This window comes from Legionella sp. JM-2024, from assembly GCF_055389095.1.
Window position 1 is genome coordinate 1,283,078 of sequence record NZ_AP039388.1, and the last position, 22,048, is coordinate 1,305,125.

The window sequence follows — 22,048 nt, forward strand, 5'->3', positions numbered from 1 at the left end:
TTCAAGTGATGGTGTCGACTTATGAAGTCTTATTTGCGCAAGTTTATTATCGTTTTTTTTCCCTTACTATTATTTTTTTGTGATCATTCTTATTCAAGCGAAGGGGATGTAGATAGAGCAGCAACAATCTCAGTGCATAATATAGATAATGTACATGTTGGCTCAGGTACTTTACCGGTAGCTAAATCAAATATGTTGGGAAACTGGTCAAAAATACCCTTATTTGAGAAAAATGGTATTGAACCTAAACTTATTTGGACCAGTGATCTTTTAGGTAATCCCATTGGCGGTGTGCATCAGGCGTTTCGTGAGTTTGATAACCTTTTTTTAGGTGTCAATGTAAATCTTGAACAATTTATGGGGGCCCCAAAAACTATATTTTATACATCCATGTCACAACGCTCAGGCAAAAGCCTTACCAATTTGGATATTAAAAATATATTCAATGTGTCTCAGGTATGTTGTGGGCCAACTTATCGACTTGTAGATCTTTATTTAGAGCAACCTTTTTTTGCTGATCGATTCAATGTTCGTGTAGGACGTCTTGCAGCAGGCGATGAGTTTTTATCGTCTCCGATTTATTGGTTATTTGTGCAAAATGGCATTGATGGAAACCCGGTGGGTATTTTCAAAAATGCTCCAGGAATGTCTGCATATCCTCGGGCAACATGGGCGGTTCGTACCACTTTTAAAACTCAACCTGAAAAATTTTATCTTATGGGAGGACTATTTAACGGAGATCCTACTTTAGGAGAAAACTCAAAGCATGGTGTCGATTTTAGTATGCGCGGTCCACTTTTTGCTGTAGCCGAGCTAGGTTATCGCAGAAATAGATCTCAAGACTCTACAGGTTTGCCTGGAAATTACAAACTTGGGGTTTATCATGATCACAATTCTTATCTAAGTTTTCTTTATGATGAAGCGGGTGGCTTAGCTCCTGTAACAGGCTTACCTCCTCTTACCATTCGTGGTAATACGGGATATTATGTTCTTATGGATCAAATGTTTTATCGTGAAGGAGGAGCAGGTACTCATCAGGGAGCTACTGCATTTTTTTCCTTTTTAATAGCTCCAGATGAGTCCATTAGTAATATGCCAATCTTTATTAATGGCGGTGTTATTTATGAAGGATTATTTCCAAGTCGTCCCAATGATGTAACAGGATTAGCGGTAGTATATGGTTCTCTTAGTCATGATTTGAGACAAGCACAATTCCTTAAGAGTCAGTTGGGAATTCCAATAGGAGTTCAATATTTTGAAACAGTAATTGAAGCAATATATACTATTCAAGCAACAGGTTGGCTCAAGATTCAGCCTGATCTTCAATATATTATTCACCCGGGAGGAACAGGAACAATCCCAAATGCTCTGGTATTAGGTGCTCAGGTAGCTGTGACTATTTAAGGGGAGCATAAAAAATGCTTTGCCATAAGCTGTACTGCGAGGAAAATAGGCATTGTAATTCATATGCAATTATTATAGTTATACATATTGTATATTTATATATCAATTACCGATTCGGCAAGAACCAGTTTTGTCCAATGCAAAATGTGCCTGAGAAACTCGGCATAGATCCATAAGACCGATGAGCTGTTCAGAGGTTTGTCTATTATCAAGATCGTTACAGATGAGTTCAACTAGCGGCACAAAAACATCATATAATTGGTTAACTCGATGAATAAATGCTTTGTAAGCAGGTAAATGAGGAAGCCAAGCTCTCAGATGTTTTGTGCATACCGATGAATTGTTTTTAACGAGCGATGTCCCTCAACCACACCATACAGATACAGAGTTATAACTTCTTCATCGCTAAATTTCAAATCGGTATAATACGCTATTCTTGCACAATATTTTGATAAATTTTTTTCATAATGTTTACAAATATTATGTTATCAACTCAACTTCCCAGTCCACATCAAATCCTTATTAATTCTTTGTTAGTGAAAAGGATTTAATTATAAGTGGATAGTTGAAGTTGAAAATCCACCCTCATATGCAATAATAGCGCAGTATAACCTTTATGAAGGTAGGTTAAGAAAATCTACTAATGAACAATTGGATTATTATGCAAATTGAAGACATCTTAAATCACTTTGAAGATCCCAATGGTCGCTTTCCAAAAGAGGCGTTAAATTCAGCATTAGAGCAACAAGAAGCAATTACCCCTTATTTATTGTCCATTTTGGAAAATACAATTTCAAATAAGGAATATCTTTTTCACAGTGAAATGGTCCCAACATTGACGATATTCAATGTTACTCCTGTTACATCAAGCTTTTCATGATAGTCATCTGCTCTATTTTAGAGACGGCTGCTTCAAAAAATCCTTTGTTTCCTCATATAACTTGCCCTGATTACCTTTTAATGACAATGCATAATCAGCTTTTTTTCTGAGTATCTTTTTGGCGATTTCAGTTTGGCACCCTATGGCATCAATTGTTACAATGCATCCTTCTAATTCAAGAACTTCCAATAGTTCTGGGATGGCTGTGATTTCGTTATTCCTATCGGTTTTTCTTAACCTAAAACAACACCTTTTTTACTGCTTCAGGTACTGACTATATGAATGACAACTTCACTTGTTAAGAAAACTTGGCAATCAGTGTCTCTTCATCAAAACATGAGTAATCAAACCCACAGATTTCGTCATCCTTATTTCTTTCCCAATCCTTGATGTACTCAATATATTGCTTTTGAGCATCAGTTAAAACAGCCTCTGTAATTCCAGTCTTGGCTCTAATATTGGCAAGTTCCAAACAAAATAACCCTCCAGAAAAACAAAGAAACTTAAGGTTGTCAATCAATTCGAACCAGACATTTTTGTGAAAAATAAATGCTGAAACATATTTGGCTATATCGGGACTATTTGTTTTTTTATTAATAATTAAATCATAAAACAAATCAGCGAATTTTTCATGAAATTCACCTAATAGCATTACATTCTCTTTGTTAATGGTGATACCTTTGAACAATGCTAATACTTCATTGCAATCTATATCCCCACTGCCCACACAAGAAACCAGAATTTGTTGTAATGACTTTATATTGTCACTATTCAGATTTTGAGGATCACAGGGGATGAGAGATTCCAATTGTTCAATTGATTGCAATGGATTATTTTTATGTTTTCTTTCCCAGAATTTAAAATTCATAGCTAAAATCCTTTTTCACTTCAGTCCCAAACTATCCTATAACATTGAATACAACCTGGCAACAACATATCATCACCTAAACTGTATTGACATCTGTATTAACTCACGATTGCTCTGGCAACAAGACAACAGGGCACCACTTTTATATTAAGAATTTATTGTACAAATCATTATCCATATCAAGATTATGAGATAAATAAGCGGATTTATTTCTCAGAACACATTCTTTTTAAAATTATTTATATGATTGTATCTAGTAAGTATTCGAATTAACCTTGACACTCATTTTTTCTGAAATGGTAGTAAAATTTCGCACATCAGCGAACAATACTGTCATTTCCCGCAAAATGTGATCGCTCAGACGTACATTAACAATGCTTTCTTTTTTCATGAGCCTCAACAAATCAATGGGAACAAAGCGATTGGATCGCTGTAATGAATTCTTGAATGGTATCTACCATGTGATTAAAAACTGTGTCCAAATCTGCTAATCTCATCATTGCTTTGCAAATTTGCGCGTTCTATTACATAGTAAAAAATATATAAAAATCAACATCTTAATGCTTTTCTACATTCTGTCGGCAAGTCCGTATTAAACGAAGTCATAATACGGGGATCATCTCACCTCAATGGCGTTAAGTTAAGGATTATTTTATTTAAAATCAATAGGTTAATAGTATAAGTTTTGTTTACTCCGGATTGAGCTTTATGAATAAAAAACATTGTTATTAGAATCAGTAAGGGGGGTATTTTTCAGACTGAGCTGTCAATTAAGCATAGACAAAATCCGCAAGATTTTACTCGACATCGAAAATTATCTTTTTCAGAATTAGTCTTATTTCAATTGCAAAAGAGTATAAAATCACTGCAATTACGTTTAAACGAATTAAGTTTACAGTTCGAGGAAATACCACTAATGACGAAAAGCGCTTATAGCCAAGCAAGACAAAAATTACGCCATACAGCATTCATTGAGCTCGATAATAAACTAACTGGAAACTACTAAGCAGACCTCATTAAATATCTATAACAAATCAGCATAAGCATCATAATTAAAATTGATTTTTGAAACGGCTCTCCCTTCATGAAAGGCCCAGACTAATTTTCGTATTTGTTGTAAAAGCTCCTCCATTAAAGAAAGTGTTAAAATGAGATGACAAACTGAGAGTTGTAGGCAGAGTAGTTTAAAAAGTAAGATCACGACTCGAAGATAGTGTCTTTTACAAAGTGGTCCCAGGAAGCACGAACCATACCCTCTTCTGATACCCCGTGGCTTGCCACGGGGAGGTTCATTTGAAAATTGAAGCTCCTATGGCATTGCCCCAAATAGCGAGCATTGAAAAAATAAAAACATACATGATACTGATGAAGAGGAATGGGGTGCTCTTTGCAAAAAAAAGTATATAAAAAATCTGTCCGAATGAAAGAGCAATATAAAAAGAAAACACCATATTTTTGAAGAGGATGCCAATGACTAGCCCATAAAAAAATAGACAAGCACAATATAATAGTAAATTATCAAATGGCTCTGCATGCAATATATTGATGCATAAGAACCACAAACACAATCCAAACAAAAAACCCAAAACAGTATGCAAAATTATCTTCTTCAAAATATTATTCGCTCTTTTTTTAATTAAATTTAAAATAAGTATTCACGTTAATTTAATATGAGTTCGGGATAAGCCTTTTTTATTATCCCCTCTCCACCGCGCGAGGCGTTGTTGCGTGGATAAAAAAGCTAGAAGAAATAAGTAGTTGCGAATTTTAAAAAATAGAGTAGATTTGGCAAAAATCTCCGACCAAGGATGCTTAATGCCTAAGACTCCTAAAAAGATTCGCAACTGGAAAGAGTATAACAAGTCTTTAGTAAAAAGAGGACAAATTCTTTTAAGCTTTGATAGACTATTTAGAGCATCTTTATTATGAAAATCCTCAACGTCGAGGAGGTCAAAGAGTATATAGTACCCTAATGTACGAATATCTATTGACCATTAAAGTGATGTTACGTTTACCGTGGCGTGCAACGATAGGGTTTGCCCGAGCAGTACTGCAGAAAGCATTTCCGGATAAAATAATTCGAGTACCTGACTATGCACACGCCAGTCGCGAATCAGGAAAATTAGCATTAAAGACTCATGTTACGCATATGGTTGTATCTAGTAAGTATTGAAATTAACCTTGACACTCATTTTTTCCGAAATGGTCGTAAAATTTCGCACATCGGCGAACAATGACGTGGTCAAGCAAATTTGCACACCCCAGTTAAGCCATTTTTTTCATTAACCCCCAGTACCGACTTTCAAATTGATTCGGACTTAGATAATCCAAAGACGAATGCAATCTTTGATTGTTATAAAACATAGTAATGTAATCTAGAATATCTTGTTTTGCCTCCCGTCTGGTTTGATAATTACGCCAATGAACTAATTCATCCTTCAAGCGACTGAAAAAACTTTCAGCAACGCTATTGTCCCAGCAGTCACCTTTTTTGCTCATTCTGCCTACAAAACCATGTTGATTGAGAAGACCGCGATATTGTTTACTGGCATATTGCGAGCCTCTGTCGGAATGCACGATAAGGCCTGCTTTTGGCTTTCTCTGCCAAATGGCCATTGTTAATGCATCGCAAACTGTATCAGCCTTCATTCTCGAACTCATGTTCCAACCAACCACTTTTCGGGAAAACAAATCAATTACCACCGTTAGGTATAACCAGCCCTCATGGGTTGGGATATAGGTAATATCGGACACATAGGCACGATTGGGTTCATTGACTTGAAACTTCCTGTTTAAAACATTCTCAAAAACAGGTTGTTTGTGATTGCTGTTTGTTGTCACTTTGTATTTCTTTTTATATCGAACAAAAACACCTGACTCACGCATCAAACTACGGGTTTTTCTTCGGCCAACCGGATAACCAAGAGCATTCAGGGCTTTCCTTATCCTGCGATTTCCATACGAGAATTTGCTGGATTCCGAGATTTTTTTAACCCACTCCAATAGCTCTTCATGTTCTGGTTCATTGTTTGGTTTTGTACTCTTCCGTTTTTGATAGCTATAGTCTCCAGAAGAAGTAACGCCCATGAGCTGGCACATCATGCCAACCGGCTAGGTCTTCTTATGTTGGGCGATAAACGAATATCTTATTTCGCTTCTTTCGCAAAGAAGACCGTGGCTTTTTTTAGTATTTCTTTCTCCATTGTCAGCCTTCTGACTTCTTCTCGTAACTGACGAATTTCAAGTTGCTCTTCCGTTAATTTTCCATTTCCACGAAAAGCATTTTCATTATTCTCTGCTGCCTCTCGAATCCAGCGACTCAAAATATTCGAATTAATTCCCAAACTCCTTGCTGCTTCTGGACATGTGTATCCTTGCTCAGTTACTAAACTAATCGCATCCAGTTTAAATTCCTTTGTATATTTTCTTCTTGTAGACATTGTGACCTCCAATTAAACAAATTATCTCTTAACTGGAGTGTCTAAATCAATTGAACCACATCAATACAGGGATCATCCCACCTACAGTCCAATTTTTATTAACTGAAGTATAGAGCCATGAATGAGCAAATAATTTTCGTCCTAGTATGTAGTAAGGATTAATGCCAGTTGATTGTTCTTACTAAGATTTGCGACAATGAGGTGGAAGAGAAACTACGCTTACTGGATAACCCTGGGTTTGAGTACTAATAGATACGGAGGTGCGGGTAAAGCAAGCCATTACGCGAGCTATAACAACTAGTAGGTGGATGGGCAAATTATGAAATGTTGTTCCGTTATGCGCACATTTCCAGTGAGAATTTACAAGTGGCTTGCTGAACATGTCTATGATACAAAATTGCCCCCGTAATTGGGAAAGACACGTTAAGTATTTTGAAATTACAAAAGCAGTTTAATTCCAGCCACACTTCCTATTCGGAAATTATTGATCTATTTATTTATTATTGTTACAATTTGATTAATTTTTAATGCATTAGTGGGTGATGATGCCATCTTTATTTTGGGCGAAAGTAGGAAAACAATCGTCCGTCATTTCTGTCGAATGGAATCAGACACTTGATCCATTTTTGATAAAGAAATTGAAGGGTATCTATATGACTGCTTTCCTTAGTGCCCATCAGAATATTCCCGAAAGAGAATTGGGAATTTCCGAGATAAAGAAAAAAGCATGGCTGGAAGAATTATTTTCAGAGGAAATACAGACTTTAGAAAAAGAAAGAAATATTTCTTCTTTCGCCACTATTTTGGTTAATGATGTAACAGTTGGTTTTGTGACTTGTCGCTTACAAAGTAATAAAGAGATATACATCAAATTTTTGGCGATTAAACCATTTCAACCCATTAAATCCAATAAAAAAGAGGGGGCACTCGGCTTAGGCAGGATAGCTATTGAGAGTATTGAGAGTCGATTTCCTGATTTTGAATCCATTACTTTAGAGACGCATAGGACCAATAGAAATGCGCAAGGATTTTATGAACATCTTGGATTTAAGCGGACGGACCCTCCTTGTGGAGATGAAAAAAATTATATTGGTTATAGAAAACCAATTTCGGTACCATTGTTGATTGACCACATCAAATTGCTGCCTTGATGTCTCAAGATTAAAACTGTGTTTTTTCTTTAAGCAGTGTTTTTAATAATGTGATCCAAAAACATTAGCTTCAATGTAATAAAGTGGAGCTTAACTTTTTGCTTACTATTTCTCCAATTTAAGGCTATCGGTCACCTATTACAATTAAAGTTCCTTTTTACTTATTACTTGACAAAATTTTATTTACAGAAATAAAAATCTTTTAGTGATTTAAATCGAGTCCAATAGTAAAGCCAACACTTGAAGAGATTCGTAGAATAGCAGGTTGCTATACCTATTGGTTATATTTTAAAAATTTGCTGGTAAAAAACATCTCCCAATACCATCAGCGTTATCACAATTTACTATAATTGCATTATTGCAAATTGCCGTTGGGGCTGTTGAGACACCTACTCCAGTGATAGTACAACTATTGCTTCCTGTGCCGGTGACTGTAATGCTGGCCCCAGGATAAATTAAATAATGAGGCCAGGGGCGAACATCGTTATCTCTGGTTTGAGTAGGAACGAGAATATCCATTGCTCCAGACTGCATAGTACTAGGATTCGTTTGAACGATGTGAACCGTAAATGGCGGTTGTGCATTAGCACTACTACCAACGACTACCAGCAATGAGCCACTGCTGAACCCACGACATCCGAGATTAGCGCTTGGAATAAAACTTTGATTAGGTAGCAAATTCACGTTATTGTTTTTTAAAATACAATTAGTATCAAAAACTCCATAATGTTTTTCAGCACTGACTCCACTTTTTTCAGGTTCATCGTAAGCTTCAAAGACCAGAACACCGCTGTTGTTTCCAGGTTGCCTGACAAATTCATAAAGCTCGCTTAAATAAGCAGCAGCATTTCCTACACTGGAAGCACAATTTCCACCACAAACATAGGGCGGTGAGCCATCATTACCTTGACCTGCAGTAGCCCACCCCGATTCAGCCATTAGAATAGTTCTTGGTGGCGTATAAAAAGACTGTTTTTGAACCTGAGCATAATCCCAAGCAATGGAATTCTTTAAAGTAATATCTGAGACTGCTTTGTCCGGTGGAGTCACACCAAATTGAAAAGGGTAAGGGTCAAAAGCTAAAGGAGCGCTTAGTGTATAGCTATTAATCAGTGTTTTCATGTCTGCTGATGCATTTGGGGCAACCTCGTTTGGACTGACCAGATCGGGGCTGATTAATGCAGAACCCACAGGTATATTAGTAATACCTTTGGCTGTTAATGCATTTTGCAGTTGAGTAATCGAATTAGTCAAATATGTTACATTAGAGCCGTTATAATTTTCATGCCCTGCAAAAACAAGGGTAACTGTGTTTTTGAATGTTGTAACGCCAACAACATCAATCACGTTATTTAATTGAGTAACGGCTGCTGTAATATTGGCGTTATTACCATCCTTAGGGATTACTGCTTCATATACTACCTTTAACTGAAGAGCTCTGGCTTGTTGAATGATATCAATCCAGGAATAAGGTATGGATTGATAGGAGCGTACTGTGGTAAATCCAGCTGCTTTAAGCTGGGTAAGCTCCATATACACATTAGTTACCAGTACAGCATTCATGGTGCCCACATAAAAAACATCGTGATTATTCAGTTTTGCTGCCGCTGGATAATGATCGGGGTTATAATCGACACCAATAAGCGCAACCCAAGGTGAATTGGGCATTGAACCAGTAGCTGTTGTATTCACGATGTTTAGTGGAACCTGATTATTACCGTATTTTAAGGTCAGGGTAGCTGATTTTTTTCCTGCAGTTCGGGCATTTAGACCAATCGAAAAGGTGCATGTTTCTCCTCTTCTTAATGTTTTTCCCTGGCAATTGTCTGCAAGGGTAAATTCACCTGCCGGAGCATTATGAGTCATAGAGTTATCAAAAGGTGTAGGCATATTAAACGGTAGGTTAGATATTAATTGATAAGTGGCCAGATAACTACCTCCCACAGCAGTTGTACTTGATATTGGAGACGTTATTGCTTGTACGGTAAATGGATCTATAAAGAAAGAGTTTGCTTGGCTTTTGTTAGTACTTTGAGCTGAAATTGATGTACTGATAAGAATCAATAATAACCTTAATATGCCATAACGAAGAGTAGCCATATCATTATCTCTCCCTTAAACCAAATAATTAAAAATGTAATTAATATTCAATGCGATGGTATTTCCTGTTAATTTTGTTTTTAAATACTCATTTGAATAAGTTAAAATACCAAACCCAGTTTGCGCCTGCCCAAAATCACCATAATGATATTCCAGCCCCAACCAAAGATTATTTTTTACTATATAATCGATCCCTGCACCTAATATATAACTAAAATGAGAGTTGGTGTGATTCTGAAATGCTGGACTAATACGAGGAGTGATGCCAAGTAGGGGAGTGTCGAAATAATGACTTACTTTGTTTGTTGACCACCCTAAACCCACGGTAAGAAAAGGCATAACATTATAGTAGCGAACTATATTGGCTTTAATCATACCTAAGTAAGTTTGACGTTGTATCTTATATTGAAAATTATAATTTTCAAATTCAGGCAATGAATACTGTAATATAGTGCCATTCACAGTGGAAGGGGTTACATAGCTATAACGAATTCCCAAGCTAAAAAAAGGTATCCAATTATTTTGAGTACTCCATTGATAGCCACCTAATAAAGAAAAAAATGCGGCAGAATCTATATTATGATTGGAATATTGATCATCAGGCCACCCTATGCCAGTAGCCACAAAATGATTATCAATAATTTTAGGAAAAGCGACTCCTATGTTTTCACCGATATACCAATTACCTTGAATTGAATGGGCATAGCTGATTGAATTAATAATAAATAACACTAAAACTAGTATCGTTTCTTTCAAAAAAATCTTATTCATAAAAATCATGGCAGTCCTTTGAGAGGTGACACTATACAGGAATAATTTAAATAGAGAAAGAACAACAAATCCCTATTTCAAATACAACTGACATTGTATTTGACGAACCATTACTACTCATTTCTAATTCTGTATGTGATAAGGAAATGATAAATACTTACCCGCTTTATTGTCCAAATGCCAGAATGATGAAATAATCTAACGTTGAGCCAATTAATGACTCGCGTTTTCAGCTAATAACGATCTAATTCAAACTCATCTCAACATAAGCAATATAGTCTGTTCTGTTATTGGATGCTGTTTCAATGAATGTTTTCGTGATCTTATCAAATTGTAAATCTAATCGGTTGTTTTATAGTGTTCTTTATTATGAACACTAGGACAAACAACTCCTTGTCTTCGAAGAATGTCCTATTTGCTGTTGTAGAGCGCCAAGAGACTACAAAGCTCTTTTGCTTTTTAATCTTAAATTGAATTAATCAATTTTCTCATTCAATACAACCAGCTTGACAGTCAATCAAACTATTTTTGAACAATTCTACGGGTTTGCAGCATAAATTCGCCCAGATTTTTTCATGTCACAACGGTTATTATCTTTGCGATAGAACCATCGTAATTAGGGCGTGTCCTCAATTTAAAGCCATTAATTGAACAGTTTTGGCACGTGGGAAACCAAATTTGTTCGGTCTTAAAACAACTCCTCAATTCAGCTTGACCCAAATTAGCGAACAAGCCAAAAACAGCATTGATTTAAAGTTGCGAGCTAATTTTTCAAAACGCATAGCAATACTTCTAAATTGCTTCAGTCTGGCAAAAAGGTTTTCTACTAAATGCCTCAGTTTATAAAGGTATGAATCAAATTCTGGATTAGGTTTTTTACTGTTTGATTTTCGCGGAATAACAGGGTTCATTCCTGCTAACCGCGCTTGCTCTCGAATGGTTTCGGAATCATAACCTTTATCTGCTATGAAGTGAGTTGCCTCTCCAACTTTCTCAATTATCGCTCCTGCAACTTGGGAATCGTGGACTTGACCCCCAGTGATTTCAAAATCGATCGGATTTCCATGCGCATCGGCGCACATATGAATCTTTGTAGTAGCTCCTCCTCGGGACATTCCAATGGCACGCTCTTCTCCATGCCTAGCTCCACTCGCATGTTGGTGAGCGCGGACATAACTTCCATCGCTGAATACCCATTCCGTATCAATTTCGCCTCGTAAATCAAAAAAAAATTCTCCCACAAGCCTTTTTCTGCCCAGCGGTTGAATCGGTTGTAGGCTGTTTTCCATGGGCATAGTTTTTCAGGGATATCACGCCAAGGCGCCCCTGTACGTAATTTCCATAAAATGGCCTCCATAATATTTCTATCGTTATTCCATCTATGACAACCAAAAAAGAGCATCGTTTTTTGAAGCTGTGACCATATCTCGTCTGTGAGAACCTGTCTTACCATTTCTACCCCCAAAAGGGAGTATAAGATCAGATCGCAAGATCTGTGTCAAGCTGAAGTGAGCGGTTGTTTTAAGACTGAACAAATTTGGCTTCCCACATGCCAAAACTGTTTAATTAATGGCTTTAAATTGAGGACACGCCCTAAATGTTGGAAACGCATTTGGAGTACCTTTTCTGAAAAAGAAAAAGTTGAAGTGTTACGGTGGAGAAAATATCAGCTATTTCGCTGGGAAGCTAAGCTGGGTCATATGGAAAATTTGAAATTATTATGGAATTTTGCTGAAAATCATAAAAACCTTCAACAACAAATGATAGAGAGTGAAAATTTTTATGCTTTTCGGAATGCGAAAAAATATAACCACTTAAATTGTGTTAAATGGCTTTTGAAATGCTCTGAAAGTTATCCCAAAATAAGAGAAAAACTAAATAAACTCAATACAAATTAAAAGAGCAACATTGTAGACTCGTAGCCTTTATTAACTCGCGAGAGCGAAATGATTTAACCATTTGAAATAAATAAATTATTTTTGGTCAGACCCCTACATAGCTAGCAATTTAGAATCTTGCAAAAAAGTCCCTTTGTATTACTAATTCACCTAATCTTAGCTTAAGTGAATCACACTCATGTTATGAGCAAACAGAGGAGTTTACTTGAGAGTCTTGTTCTAAAGAATTTTCTGCAAGCAATTTTTGCATAGCTTCTATTCCTTTTACATTGAATAGATGTGAGAAAGTAAGCATCCATCCAGAAGAACTTTTTTTAAAATCTATATTATAGTCAGTCATATATTTTTCCAGCTCCATATTAATTTGTTTATAGAACTGTGTGATCGAACTATGCCATTTCATTGCATCTTCTTTATTGGAAAAATCACTTGTAATTTTAATGGTTATATAAGGGTTCGTTGACGACGGATCATAATCTTTTACTGCTTCATCAAAAGCGTGCTGATATTCAGGTCTTACGTCCATTAAATTTTCTTCGCTTGGCTTTTTAAATAGTTTTAAATGAAACATTCTTACTCCAGTATATTTTGAATAAATTGCACTATGATTTTATAAATTAAAATCATAGTGTTATGTATTAATAATTAATGTTTAATTATTATTTGAAATGAGGTGATTTTCAATACCCCGAATCTTCTAGAGATAAATAGCTTCAAACTATATCTCGTTTCAGACAGTGATTTTTTTTCCTGGTTTGTACCGAACTGATGGCCAGGTTAGTTCTGGATAACATTTATTAAATGTTATTTTTGTATTAAAAAATCCATTTCAAGACCTTAATACATTATTTTTATTGATTTAACCATTTGAAATAAATAAATTATTTTTGGTCAGACCCCTATATGTGTATGGCATCAATAGAAAAAAGAATCACAAAATAAGATTAAACATCTTGCAATAGAAACAATAGGGGACTGTCCGGGACGGGCACTGTAATGAACAAATTGTAATACCTTTAATGAGAACCGTCCCCTGAGTTTTGATAAATGATACAATTCAATAAGATCCCAGTTTTTTGAGTGTATTTTGATGATTAAAGCTTCCACAAATGAGTTTCGTTTTTGTTTCAAACCAATGAATAAATCGCAACATGAACTCGTTCTCGGATGGATTCATCAGCCACATATTAATGAATGGCTTCATGGTGATGGTCTAAGTAATACCATCAAAGATATTGATCAATTTTTAAATAATGGAGAGCCGTGGGCTACTCATTGGATAGCCTATGACAATGAAGTTCCATTCGCTTATTTAATTACTTCTGAAATAGAGAAATCTGAAGAATATCCAGAAGGCGCAGTTACACTAGATTTATTCATTTGCAGGTTGGATTATATCGGTAAGGGATTATCAGTGCAGATGATTCATGAGTTTGTCTTAAGTCAATTTTCTGATGCCAAAATAGTGCTTATTGATCCTGAGATCTCTAATGAGCGTGCAGTTCATGTTTATAAAAAAGCTGGTTTTGAAATCATTGGGGAATTTATTGCTTCATGGCATCCAGTGCCTCACTATAAAATGCAATTGTGTATTGAAGATTTAATAAAACAATAGGGGACGGTCCGGGGAGGGCTTTGTAAAACGTAAAATAATGAACAAATTGTAGTACCTTTAATGAGAACTTCCCGGACTGACCCTGAATTTTTTAAAAACAAATGTGAGCCATGTCTTTGTTCCTTCACTTTGAATTATTTCCAAATTGGAAATATTTACTTTCCAAATTCGGTGTTCATAATATTCGCACATCTAGATTATAATTTGCACACAAATTAACTCATAGGTGTATTATGCAAGGTAAATATGAGGTTACTGATTTCAATCCATACTTCTTAGCTTATAACGTTAAGAAAAAGATAATAATCCTGGCAAGTCATTATTTCGCAGATGAACAGCGGCGTATTAAATGTATAGATCGTTGGAGTGGGAAGCTTCCACAATTACAACAGGCAATTGAAAGTGAGTTACTTAAAACTGATTTAAAAATGGAAGTAGTAATTGAAGCTCAGATAGAAAAATTTATGCTTGCGGTTGAGGACGGAATAAAAAGAAATTTAAATCGAAACGTAAAGGAAAATATAAAGGCTAAGACCCCTGTAGACTCTGAAAATAGCAGAGAAACTCCAAAATTGAAAGTTAAAAAATTAAGGAATTCTTCTAACACTCAAATTGGATCTAAAAGAACTCTGGTTTCTTCTACAGAAGGTGTATTGGGGAGTGCAGAGAGTGGACCGCTTAGTTCGAATGAATTGCCATTAGGTATGGATAATTATCAGTTTTCTATACTCTGTAATTATCTTGTTACTTATTTTGATAAAGGGCATTTTGTAGATAAAGACACCGAATATCGGCCGCCAGAATTTCTATGCTTCAAAGGGAGTAGTGTGACAGGTCTCTCATATGCAGGCGAAAAGGGAGCTAAACGTTTTGGGACTCATAGTGATTATGATTGTATTCTCATTTGGGAGCAAGGCATAGACGCTATGATCAATTTAGAGTTAAGGAAAAATAGTTTACCAAAAAACTTAAAATTGGATAATGCTGCAGGTCTACGTTTGCTTAATTTACATAGTGACGACCGACTTACTAATGAAAAATATAATTTAAGCAAAAGACGTTTTTTCCCTAATGGAATACCACATATACTTTGTTGCGAAGATCTTAAGTCAAAAATGCGCACAGAACACCCTTTAAATTTCGTCGTACTAAGGAGTCTGGGAGATATTGCTTTATCGAATGATATTGTAGAAACAGAGGGTGTCCTTGATAATCCAGAGAAGAAGAAAGTGCATAAGAAATTAAAACGCTATGTGTTTGAGAAAAGAGAGGTATCCGAAGCTGTTAAAGAGAAATTTTTCCCTCATCAGGCAAAAGATTACGGAAAACTTGGACAAGTATTAGTCTATAGTTGGAGATTAATAAAACTCTATCATGCCCTGTACCAACAAGAGCAATTTAAAACTCAGAAATATAACGCTGGTTTTTTTGGTGATACAAAAAGAGATAGAAGAACGCAGGAAGAAATTAATATCAAACAAGAAATGGAGTTACAACTTCAGTGGGTAGATGAAATAGGAAATCCACCTGCTAAAATTCCTGAACATAAGTAAATAATCATCTTCCTCTTATATTTGCTCTTGTTGTTACAAGGAATAGGACTGGAGCAAATATAACTTAGTCAATTGAAATAATGTTATCGATAACTATTTTTTCACAAATGTAGCCCAGGAATAGATCAATCATTAAGTTATTTTTTTTATATTTTTTATAGATAGCGTAGAGCATTATCTCTGGAGATAATGAATCGGGTAAAACTTGTAATAACCTCCCTGATTTTACCTCTTCTCGTACAGAAAATGAGGGAACCCAAATTAAACCTATTCCATCCATTGCTGCCTGTTTTATTACATCCGCATTATTGCTGGTGAAATTCCCTGCAACATGAATTATTTTATTATTCAATATCCATTTATTTTGTAAACCATAGAGAGTATTAATTAAACAATTATGGTTAACTAAATCTTCATTATTTTTGGGATTTCCATAAAGTTTTAAGTAATTTGGTGAAGCATAAACCCCTCTTTGAATAGAAAATAGTTTTTTACAGACTATATGAGGATGCGTAAAACTATCGAAAGAAACTATCAAGTCAAAGGTATATTGGTATGCATCGATAATATCTGCCCCTACACGTAAATCAATGATAAGTTTGGGATGTTTTTTCATAAATTGAGTAATTACAGAGGTGAAATATATAACCGCTGGCCCTACAGTGAGGCAGACTTTTAATAAACCTTGGAGCGATGACTGTTCTTGATGAGTTATGTTTTTAATGTCTTTTAATTCATTAAATAAGTTTCCTACTTTTTCATAGAGGACTTGTCCTTGATCAGTTAATAATAATTTTTTTGTAGAACGTATAAATAATTTCAGCTTTAGCTCCTCTTCTAAATAGGTTATTTGTTTGCTAATTTTTGAAGGCGAACTATTAAGAAATTTGGAAGCGGCAGAAAAACTATTGTATTCCACAACGGCGGTAAAACTTTCCAAGCATTGAAGAATATCCATGACTAGTCAACTGAGATGGTCAATATATTTAATTATAAGCTTCCATAAGATAGTTGATACCCAGTTTAGTAAATTATTTTTCACTCAATATTTGGATGAAATTAAATTCCTCTATTGAGAACCGTCCCCTGAGCTTGTTTGATAAACTCAATCATTATTGTCATTAGGTATTCCGTTGATTTTTATGCCAAGATGCCTTAATAACCCGATTACTTCTGGAAAGGAAAAAATGGCTTTTTCGATGAGATTTAGTTGAATATCAATATCATAATTAATGGCATTGCTGAAATCGGCGTGCTTCAGGCTGGTATGCGTAAATAAACTGCCTTGGAGATCAGTTCCTACAAAACTGGCATGGTTTAATTTAGTCTCTCTAAAATCAACATTATGTGCCTTGCAATTTTCTAAAATTAAATCAGGCAATTCAAGTTCGTAAAAACTGGAATGGCTGATGTTACTCTCGTAAAAATAAAGAGGACTTGAAAGCTTTACCATAGGCCAATGTAATTTTGTCCAGTTTATTCCAAGCAGTTTTGAATCCTTGAAAGAAACCTCTGAAAACTGACACCCTAATAATTTCGAGAGGGATAGATCGCATGATTCGAAATCACAGTCTGTAAATTTTATCTTATTAAAAGTAACTTCAAGAAATTTGCATTGTTTAAATTGGCAATTTTGAAATTCAATATGTTCAAGATGTTCTTTTTCAAGTAGAAGATGAGTAAATGTCTGATTAGTATAAGTTTTAAGATTGAAAGCAGACATTATTCCTCCATCGGGTAATATTTAATTTAAAGAAGTTGCGTTTTAGAATAAAAGATCACCTTTTTCTTTAAAACTGAAATTTTTAATCTTATAGCGTAGTCGAAAAAATAAAACGACTACGCTAAAAGAGGCTCCTGCTACCATCCCCCACCAAAAGCCTTTACCTGCCAAATTAAAGTAGTATGCCATACTGTAGCCTAATGGAAGTGCAATAAGCCAAAAACTACAAATAGAAATAAGCAAGGTAAAATGAGTATCTTTTAAGGCTCGTAAAGCCCCAAACAAGGAGATCCTGACGGACTCAACTATTTGAAATAATGCGCTTACTGCAAAAAGACTTATTGCATAACCTATAATTTCATTATTATTAGGATTAGTGAGATCAAAATCAATCGCAATTAATGCCTCGGGCTTAAACCAAAAGACTCCTGATACAGCAAGCATTAAAGAACAGGATAATAGTATTCCTACAATAGCAGCTTTATTCGCTGCATTAATTTTTCCGGCACCTAATAAATGCCCCATTCTTATGGTAACAGCCTGGGCAATTGAGAATATGACCGCCATTAATGTACCCATAAATTGCATGGTTATTTGATTTGCTGCCAATAAATCATCTTTTCCTAATGCGCCCATCAATAGCGTGAGAACAAAAAAGAAACCAACTTCAATACAGAACATTAACCCCATTGGTGTTCCGATTTTGATGAGTTCCCAATAGTAGGATTTTTGGCTGGGTACAAATAAGTGGCTAAAATAAAGATGATACTGTTTATATAACCGAAGGTAGATAACAAATGCAAGCAGCGTTATCCAATTGCCTATACTTACACCATAGCCAGCCCCGGCAATACCAAGATCAGGTAAACCAAACCTGCCAAAAATCAATGCATAGCTGAAGAAAATGCTTAAGCAAACAGTCAATATACTAAATTTTAGGATAACTTTTGTATGGCCAAGACCAATGATGACTTCTAGTAGCGCTATCGTTACAAAATTGGGTAATAATCCCCATGCAAGTGCATGTAAATAAATCTTGGCAAGTTCTGAAATTTGCGCACTTTGACCCAAATAGAAAAACAAGGACGAACAATTCCAAAAAAAAATAAAAGTAGGGATGGTTAATAGAAATGAAAGCCAAAGGCCATCACGAACCACTGATGCAATGCCATCGAAATCCTTTGCTCCATATTTATGGGATACTAAAATGCTAATCGCACCCAGGGTACCAAATAAAATCACACCAAAAGTTGCAGACAACCAACTTACTATAGCACCTGCTGCTAAAACAACAGGATCCTTTTGTGCTAAAAACATAGTTTGAAAAAAGAAAACACTTGCTTGCACCAAGCCAGTAATTATTAATGGTAAGGCAAGTTTTAATAAAGGTGAAATATGTTTTTCTTCATTTCTTGTCATGGAATCTCGTTAATAATCTTCTAAAAATATTTAATAAAAGTTGGGTGTAAAATTCACTCCTACTTTACAGGCGCGTAAATAGTTGGCAGTCTAGAAGAGAATGTTCTTTTTGTATAGGGATTTACCAGGAGAATTTGATCATGGAAACTGAAACAACTCGCGAGTTACCTACGAATGAAATAAGTGAAAATAGCATTTTATCAAAAATTAAAAATGCTCAATCAACGTCCTATCTTTATCCAATTGCAGTCTCTGCCTTAACAGGTTATTTCGTTGCGCCCTATGTATCAACAATCACGAGATATGGCTTTCCTTATTTTTATGGGAGCATTACAGGAACGATGCCAGAGGACCTTGGTTATCTTGAATATGGGAGTATCTATATTCCAATGAGAGAACACGTTACTGATTTTGCTTATCAAAATGGTTATGCTATCAGTATGACTGCTGGACTAGTCGGGTATGGTCTTGCGAAGGTGTCTTACTCTGCTGCAAAATTAGTGGTGAGTAATACCTGTCAAGCAGTTAGTTCGATTGGACGTTCTCTTTTTTCATTCTTTTCCAGCCCAAGTGATAATGAACTTGAAGAGGAATTGGATCTGCAGCCTTCCATGGGGAGACATTAGGAAATGTCCCAGGTGGGTATTGTGTTGTTATTACCTATGTATCATTGCTTGGCAGGCTAGCGGCGTTCCACAGCCAGCGTAGATACTGTCTTTAAATGCAATAGAAATTTTCATTAAAAGGCAATCCACTTTATCAGTGCCAGAGCAAGAAAAATGATTTAAACAGATTGAATATTTTTGATTAACATCTCAATCAAGATAAGCAAGGAAAACGTGATGCATAAAACCATTCATTTTTTCAGTAACAATTTGAAACTGGAAGGAAAACTGGAAGAACCAACAGGTAAATGCCTTGGTTATGTTTTATTTGCCCATTGTTTTACCTGTGGTAAAGATATAGCTGCTGCGAGCAGAATTGCCAGTGCTTTGGTCTTAAATGGATTTGCAGTTTTACGTTTTGATTTTACAGGTTTGGGTAGCAGTGAGGGTTGCTTTTCGGAAACGAATTTTTCTTCAAATGTTGAAGATTTAATTGCTGCTGCCGACTTTTTAAGGACACATTATCAAGCTCCTGTTATGCTAATAGGCCATAGTCTTGGTGGTGCGGCTGTACTTCTTGCGGCCAAAAAAATTACTGAAGTGAAAGCAATAGCCACTATTGGAGCGCCTGCCAGCGCTCGGCATGTTAAACAACATTTTTCTGCTGATTTAAGTAAAATAGAATCTGATGGAGAAGCTAAAGTTACGCTTGGCCCACGCTCGTTTACTATCAAAAAGCAATTTCTACAAGATATTGACAGATACCAGGAAACGATTAATAGCGACGCTGGTAAAGCGTTACTCATTTTGCACTCTCCCATAGATAAAGTGGTATCAATTGAAGAGGCCGAAAAAATCTATAAAGCCGCCAAACATCCAAAAAGCTTTATCAGTCTTGATAAAGCTGATCATTTGTTAAGTAACAAAAGGGACTCGCAATATGCAGCAGAAATTATTGCTGCCTGGGCTAGCCGTTATTTAGCTGACAACCATTAGGAGAACGAGCGCATATCGAAATTAATGAAAAAATATAAATCTTCTTGAAAAATATTGAAGCAAATTTATAATGACCAGGCATTTGATTTTGGCACCTAAGATCACTCTTTCTCATAGAAAAAATCAAGATGTTCCGCGCGCTAACCTTAGTAAATAATATCGGAATTTAAATTTTTTAGGAATTTTAAGATGCAAGAAAAAATTGAGCAAAGTAAAAATTTTGGTTTTGGACATTCCTTTTTCCAAGCACCACAAGAGATTCTAGTTAAGCGTGGAACCGACATTCTGACAGTAGTTAATGTGCAAGATATTTCTCAATCGACTCCCGTAGAAATTAATTCCACAATACCAAACAAATTACTGCCTAACTTTAAACCGGATGGTGCAGGTGCAATGATCGTATTTCATACTGAAAGTGGGGTATATGTATTAGGCGGCGTAAGAAGCAACCCAGCGCTTACTAAAGAAATTACTAAGGATAATACACCATTTCCTGAACAAATTAATTCAACAATTGGTGGTTATGTACCTAATCCGGAAGTTTCTTTAAAAAAAGCTATTACGGATGCAATAAAAAATAAAATGTTTCTCACATTAATGTTAACTGAGAGTGAGCCAGGATTTGATGAGCAACAAGTATTGAAGCGATTGCTTCAGACAATTGAAAATGATGAAGGCTGGGAAACAACAGTTTGTATCCATACTGATCATTGGTTCAATCAAGATCAAACGGAAGGGACTATGTGTTTTATGACAGCGATAAAACATATTAGCTGTAGCGATGCTGAATTGACTAAACTAGATGAAGCCTTACAAACTACGATGGCTATAAAAAAATCTCAAGGAGTCAATCCAAGAGCTTTAGTAGCGTTTAAATTGGTATCCCTTGAGCCGATTATTCAAAGTTCTCTAAATACTTATTTAGATAGCGAAATTGTTAAAGCCACTAAGGCTTATAATGAGTTCTGAAATTCAGTTGCTGTTACTTTTAATGATTTAGCTGTGGCAACGTTAGCTCAAAGCAAAGCACTTCGATCTACAGTTTGTACGGGGCTGACTATCTCTAACAATAATTCTAACGACAAAATGAAGATTTAGCACTAAACATAACATCCTGTGTTTATTATACTTGAGCGTCATTATTTAGATTAGAGGGGTTATTATGCAAGTTAAAATTATCATCAATAAAGTAGCCGGTCATACTTTGAATATCGATCAGGGTAATTTTTCTGGCGATTTAGAGAAAGCACGAAAAGCAATTCAATCTTTCGTAGATAAAAATACATTTACATATAAATCACACGGACATGGCTATGGGACTTTAACCGTTAATGGTAAAGATCATCATATTAACCCTTACGGTGTTGATATCTCCATGATGTTTGAGTTCTGTGGTATTGATGAGTCTGAATTTATTTCGACACGCCAGTTATCATTTGGTTAAGCTTTGCTTAGTGGCATATTAAAAGGTTTTTTATTAACTCATGCCTATTTTCCAACAATAGTGATCACGAACTCATAATCACTATTGGTTGGATCTTTGATTAATATTAATCGATTTATTGCATTAATTTCATTTAGCAGCGTAATCAAGGTTTATCATTCCCCAAAGCAACCGTTTTGTG

General features: G+C 35.5%; 18 protein-coding genes and 2 pseudogenes. 10 read left to right on the forward strand and 10 right to left on the reverse strand.

The window, feature by feature from the left end; genetic code table 11:
- Positions 1–21: 21 nt before the first annotated feature.
- Together ACZ5EK_RS05665 and ACZ5EK_RS05670 are read left to right on the forward strand one after the other, a co-directional pair.
- Positions 22–1,404, forward strand: a complete 1,383-nt coding sequence (locus ACZ5EK_RS05665; protein WP_464431799.1) for a carbohydrate porin — start codon at positions 22–24, stop codon at positions 1,402–1,404.
- A 643-nt stretch (positions 1,405–2,047) separates the two neighbouring features.
- Positions 2,048–2,284: a DUF1186 domain-containing protein gene (locus tag ACZ5EK_RS05670; RefSeq protein WP_464431800.1), complete on the forward strand. Its 237-nt coding sequence runs from the start codon at positions 2,048–2,050 to the stop codon at positions 2,282–2,284.
- Positions 2,285–2,311: 27 nt separating this feature from the next.
- Here the strand turns inward: ACZ5EK_RS05670 and ACZ5EK_RS05675 are convergent.
- Both ACZ5EK_RS05675 and ACZ5EK_RS05680 read right to left on the reverse strand, forming a co-directional pair.
- A pseudogene (locus tag ACZ5EK_RS05675) lies at positions 2,312–2,506 on the reverse strand (ISAs1 family transposase); the annotation flags it as partial.
- 76 nt (positions 2,507–2,582) lie between these two features.
- On the reverse strand, positions 2,583–3,152 hold the full coding sequence (locus tag ACZ5EK_RS05680; RefSeq protein ID WP_464431802.1) for a hypothetical protein: 570 nt from the start codon (positions 3,150–3,152) through the stop codon (positions 2,583–2,585).
- Positions 3,153–5,049: 1,897 nt separating this feature from the next.
- Between ACZ5EK_RS05680 and ACZ5EK_RS05685 the strand changes: the two genes are divergently transcribed.
- On the forward strand, positions 5,050–5,325 hold the full coding sequence (locus ACZ5EK_RS05685; protein ID WP_464431804.1) for a transposase: 276 nt from the start codon (positions 5,050–5,052) through the stop codon (positions 5,323–5,325).
- A 92-nt stretch (positions 5,326–5,417) separates the two neighbouring features.
- Here ACZ5EK_RS05685 and ACZ5EK_RS05690 read toward each other — a convergent pair.
- Positions 5,418–6,592, reverse strand: a pseudogene (locus tag ACZ5EK_RS05690) (IS3 family transposase).
- 542 nt (positions 6,593–7,134) lie between these two features.
- Between ACZ5EK_RS05690 and ACZ5EK_RS05695 the strand changes: the two are divergent.
- Positions 7,135–7,743, forward strand: coding sequence for a GNAT family N-acetyltransferase (locus ACZ5EK_RS05695; protein ID WP_464431805.1), 609 nt, complete (start codon positions 7,135–7,137; stop codon positions 7,741–7,743).
- Positions 7,744–8,031: 288 nt separating this feature from the next.
- On the opposite strand, the gene ACZ5EK_RS05700 is transcribed toward ACZ5EK_RS05695, so the two are convergent.
- The 4 genes from ACZ5EK_RS05700 to ACZ5EK_RS05715 all read right to left on the reverse strand — a co-directional run bounded on the left by ACZ5EK_RS05700 (position 8,032) and on the right by ACZ5EK_RS05715 (position 13,083).
- A complete protein-coding gene (locus tag ACZ5EK_RS05700) occupies positions 8,032–9,843 on the reverse strand; it encodes a glycosyl hydrolase family 17 protein (RefSeq protein WP_464431807.1) in 1,812 nt (603 codons plus the stop codon).
- A gap of 15 nt (positions 9,844–9,858) precedes the next feature.
- On the reverse strand, positions 9,859–10,614 hold the full coding sequence (locus ACZ5EK_RS05705) for an outer membrane protein (RefSeq protein WP_464431808.1): 756 nt from the start codon (positions 10,612–10,614) through the stop codon (positions 9,859–9,861).
- A 701-nt stretch (positions 10,615–11,315) separates the two neighbouring features.
- Positions 11,316–12,067, reverse strand: a protein-coding gene (locus ACZ5EK_RS05710; protein WP_464431809.1) for an IS5 family transposase whose coding sequence is annotated in 2 segments (ribosomal slippage) — positions 11,316–11,857 and positions 11,857–12,067 — 753 coding nt in all. Because the reading frame shifts where the segments join, the coding sequence is not laid out codon by codon here.
- A gap of 626 nt (positions 12,068–12,693) precedes the next feature.
- Entirely contained in the window at positions 12,694–13,083 is a 390-nt protein-coding gene (locus ACZ5EK_RS05715) for a hypothetical protein (protein WP_464431810.1), read from the reverse strand.
- A 519-nt stretch (positions 13,084–13,602) separates the two neighbouring features.
- Here ACZ5EK_RS05715 and ACZ5EK_RS05720 point away from each other — a divergent pair.
- Together ACZ5EK_RS05720 and ACZ5EK_RS05725 are read left to right on the forward strand one after the other, a co-directional pair.
- Positions 13,603–14,127, forward strand: a complete 525-nt coding sequence (locus tag ACZ5EK_RS05720; protein WP_464427026.1) for a GNAT family N-acetyltransferase — start codon at positions 13,603–13,605, stop codon at positions 14,125–14,127.
- A gap of 233 nt (positions 14,128–14,360) precedes the next feature.
- Positions 14,361–15,680, forward strand: a complete 1,320-nt coding sequence (locus ACZ5EK_RS05725; protein ID WP_464431812.1) for a hypothetical protein — start codon at positions 14,361–14,363, stop codon at positions 15,678–15,680.
- A gap of 64 nt (positions 15,681–15,744) precedes the next feature.
- Here the strand turns inward: ACZ5EK_RS05725 and ACZ5EK_RS05730 are convergent, their stop codons facing one another.
- From ACZ5EK_RS05730 to ACZ5EK_RS05740, 3 genes are all read right to left on the reverse strand, one after another.
- Positions 15,745–16,638, reverse strand: coding sequence for a LysR family transcriptional regulator (locus ACZ5EK_RS05730; RefSeq protein WP_464431813.1), 894 nt, complete (start codon positions 16,636–16,638; stop codon positions 15,745–15,747).
- A gap of 147 nt (positions 16,639–16,785) precedes the next feature.
- Positions 16,786–17,403: a pentapeptide repeat-containing protein gene (locus ACZ5EK_RS05735; RefSeq protein WP_464431814.1), complete on the reverse strand. Its 618-nt coding sequence runs from the start codon at positions 17,401–17,403 to the stop codon at positions 16,786–16,788.
- A 42-nt stretch (positions 17,404–17,445) separates the two neighbouring features.
- On the reverse strand, positions 17,446–18,822 hold the full coding sequence (locus tag ACZ5EK_RS05740) for an MATE family efflux transporter (RefSeq protein WP_464431815.1): 1,377 nt from the start codon (positions 18,820–18,822) through the stop codon (positions 17,446–17,448).
- Between the two features lie 140 nt (positions 18,823–18,962).
- Between ACZ5EK_RS05740 and ACZ5EK_RS05745 the strand changes: the two genes are divergently transcribed.
- From ACZ5EK_RS05745 to ACZ5EK_RS05760, 4 genes are all read left to right on the forward strand, one after another.
- Positions 18,963–19,448, forward strand: coding sequence for a hypothetical protein (locus tag ACZ5EK_RS05745; RefSeq protein WP_464431816.1), 486 nt, complete (start codon positions 18,963–18,965; stop codon positions 19,446–19,448).
- A 216-nt stretch (positions 19,449–19,664) separates the two neighbouring features.
- A complete protein-coding gene (locus tag ACZ5EK_RS05750) occupies positions 19,665–20,423 on the forward strand; it encodes an alpha/beta hydrolase family protein (protein WP_464431817.1) in 759 nt (252 codons plus the stop codon).
- A 189-nt stretch (positions 20,424–20,612) separates the two neighbouring features.
- Positions 20,613–21,392, forward strand: coding sequence for a hypothetical protein (locus tag ACZ5EK_RS05755; RefSeq protein WP_464431818.1), 780 nt, complete (start codon positions 20,613–20,615; stop codon positions 21,390–21,392).
- Between the two features lie 193 nt (positions 21,393–21,585).
- Positions 21,586–21,867: a hypothetical protein gene (locus tag ACZ5EK_RS05760; protein ID WP_464431819.1), complete on the forward strand. Its 282-nt coding sequence runs from the start codon at positions 21,586–21,588 to the stop codon at positions 21,865–21,867.
- Positions 21,868–22,048 lie beyond the last annotated feature (181 nt).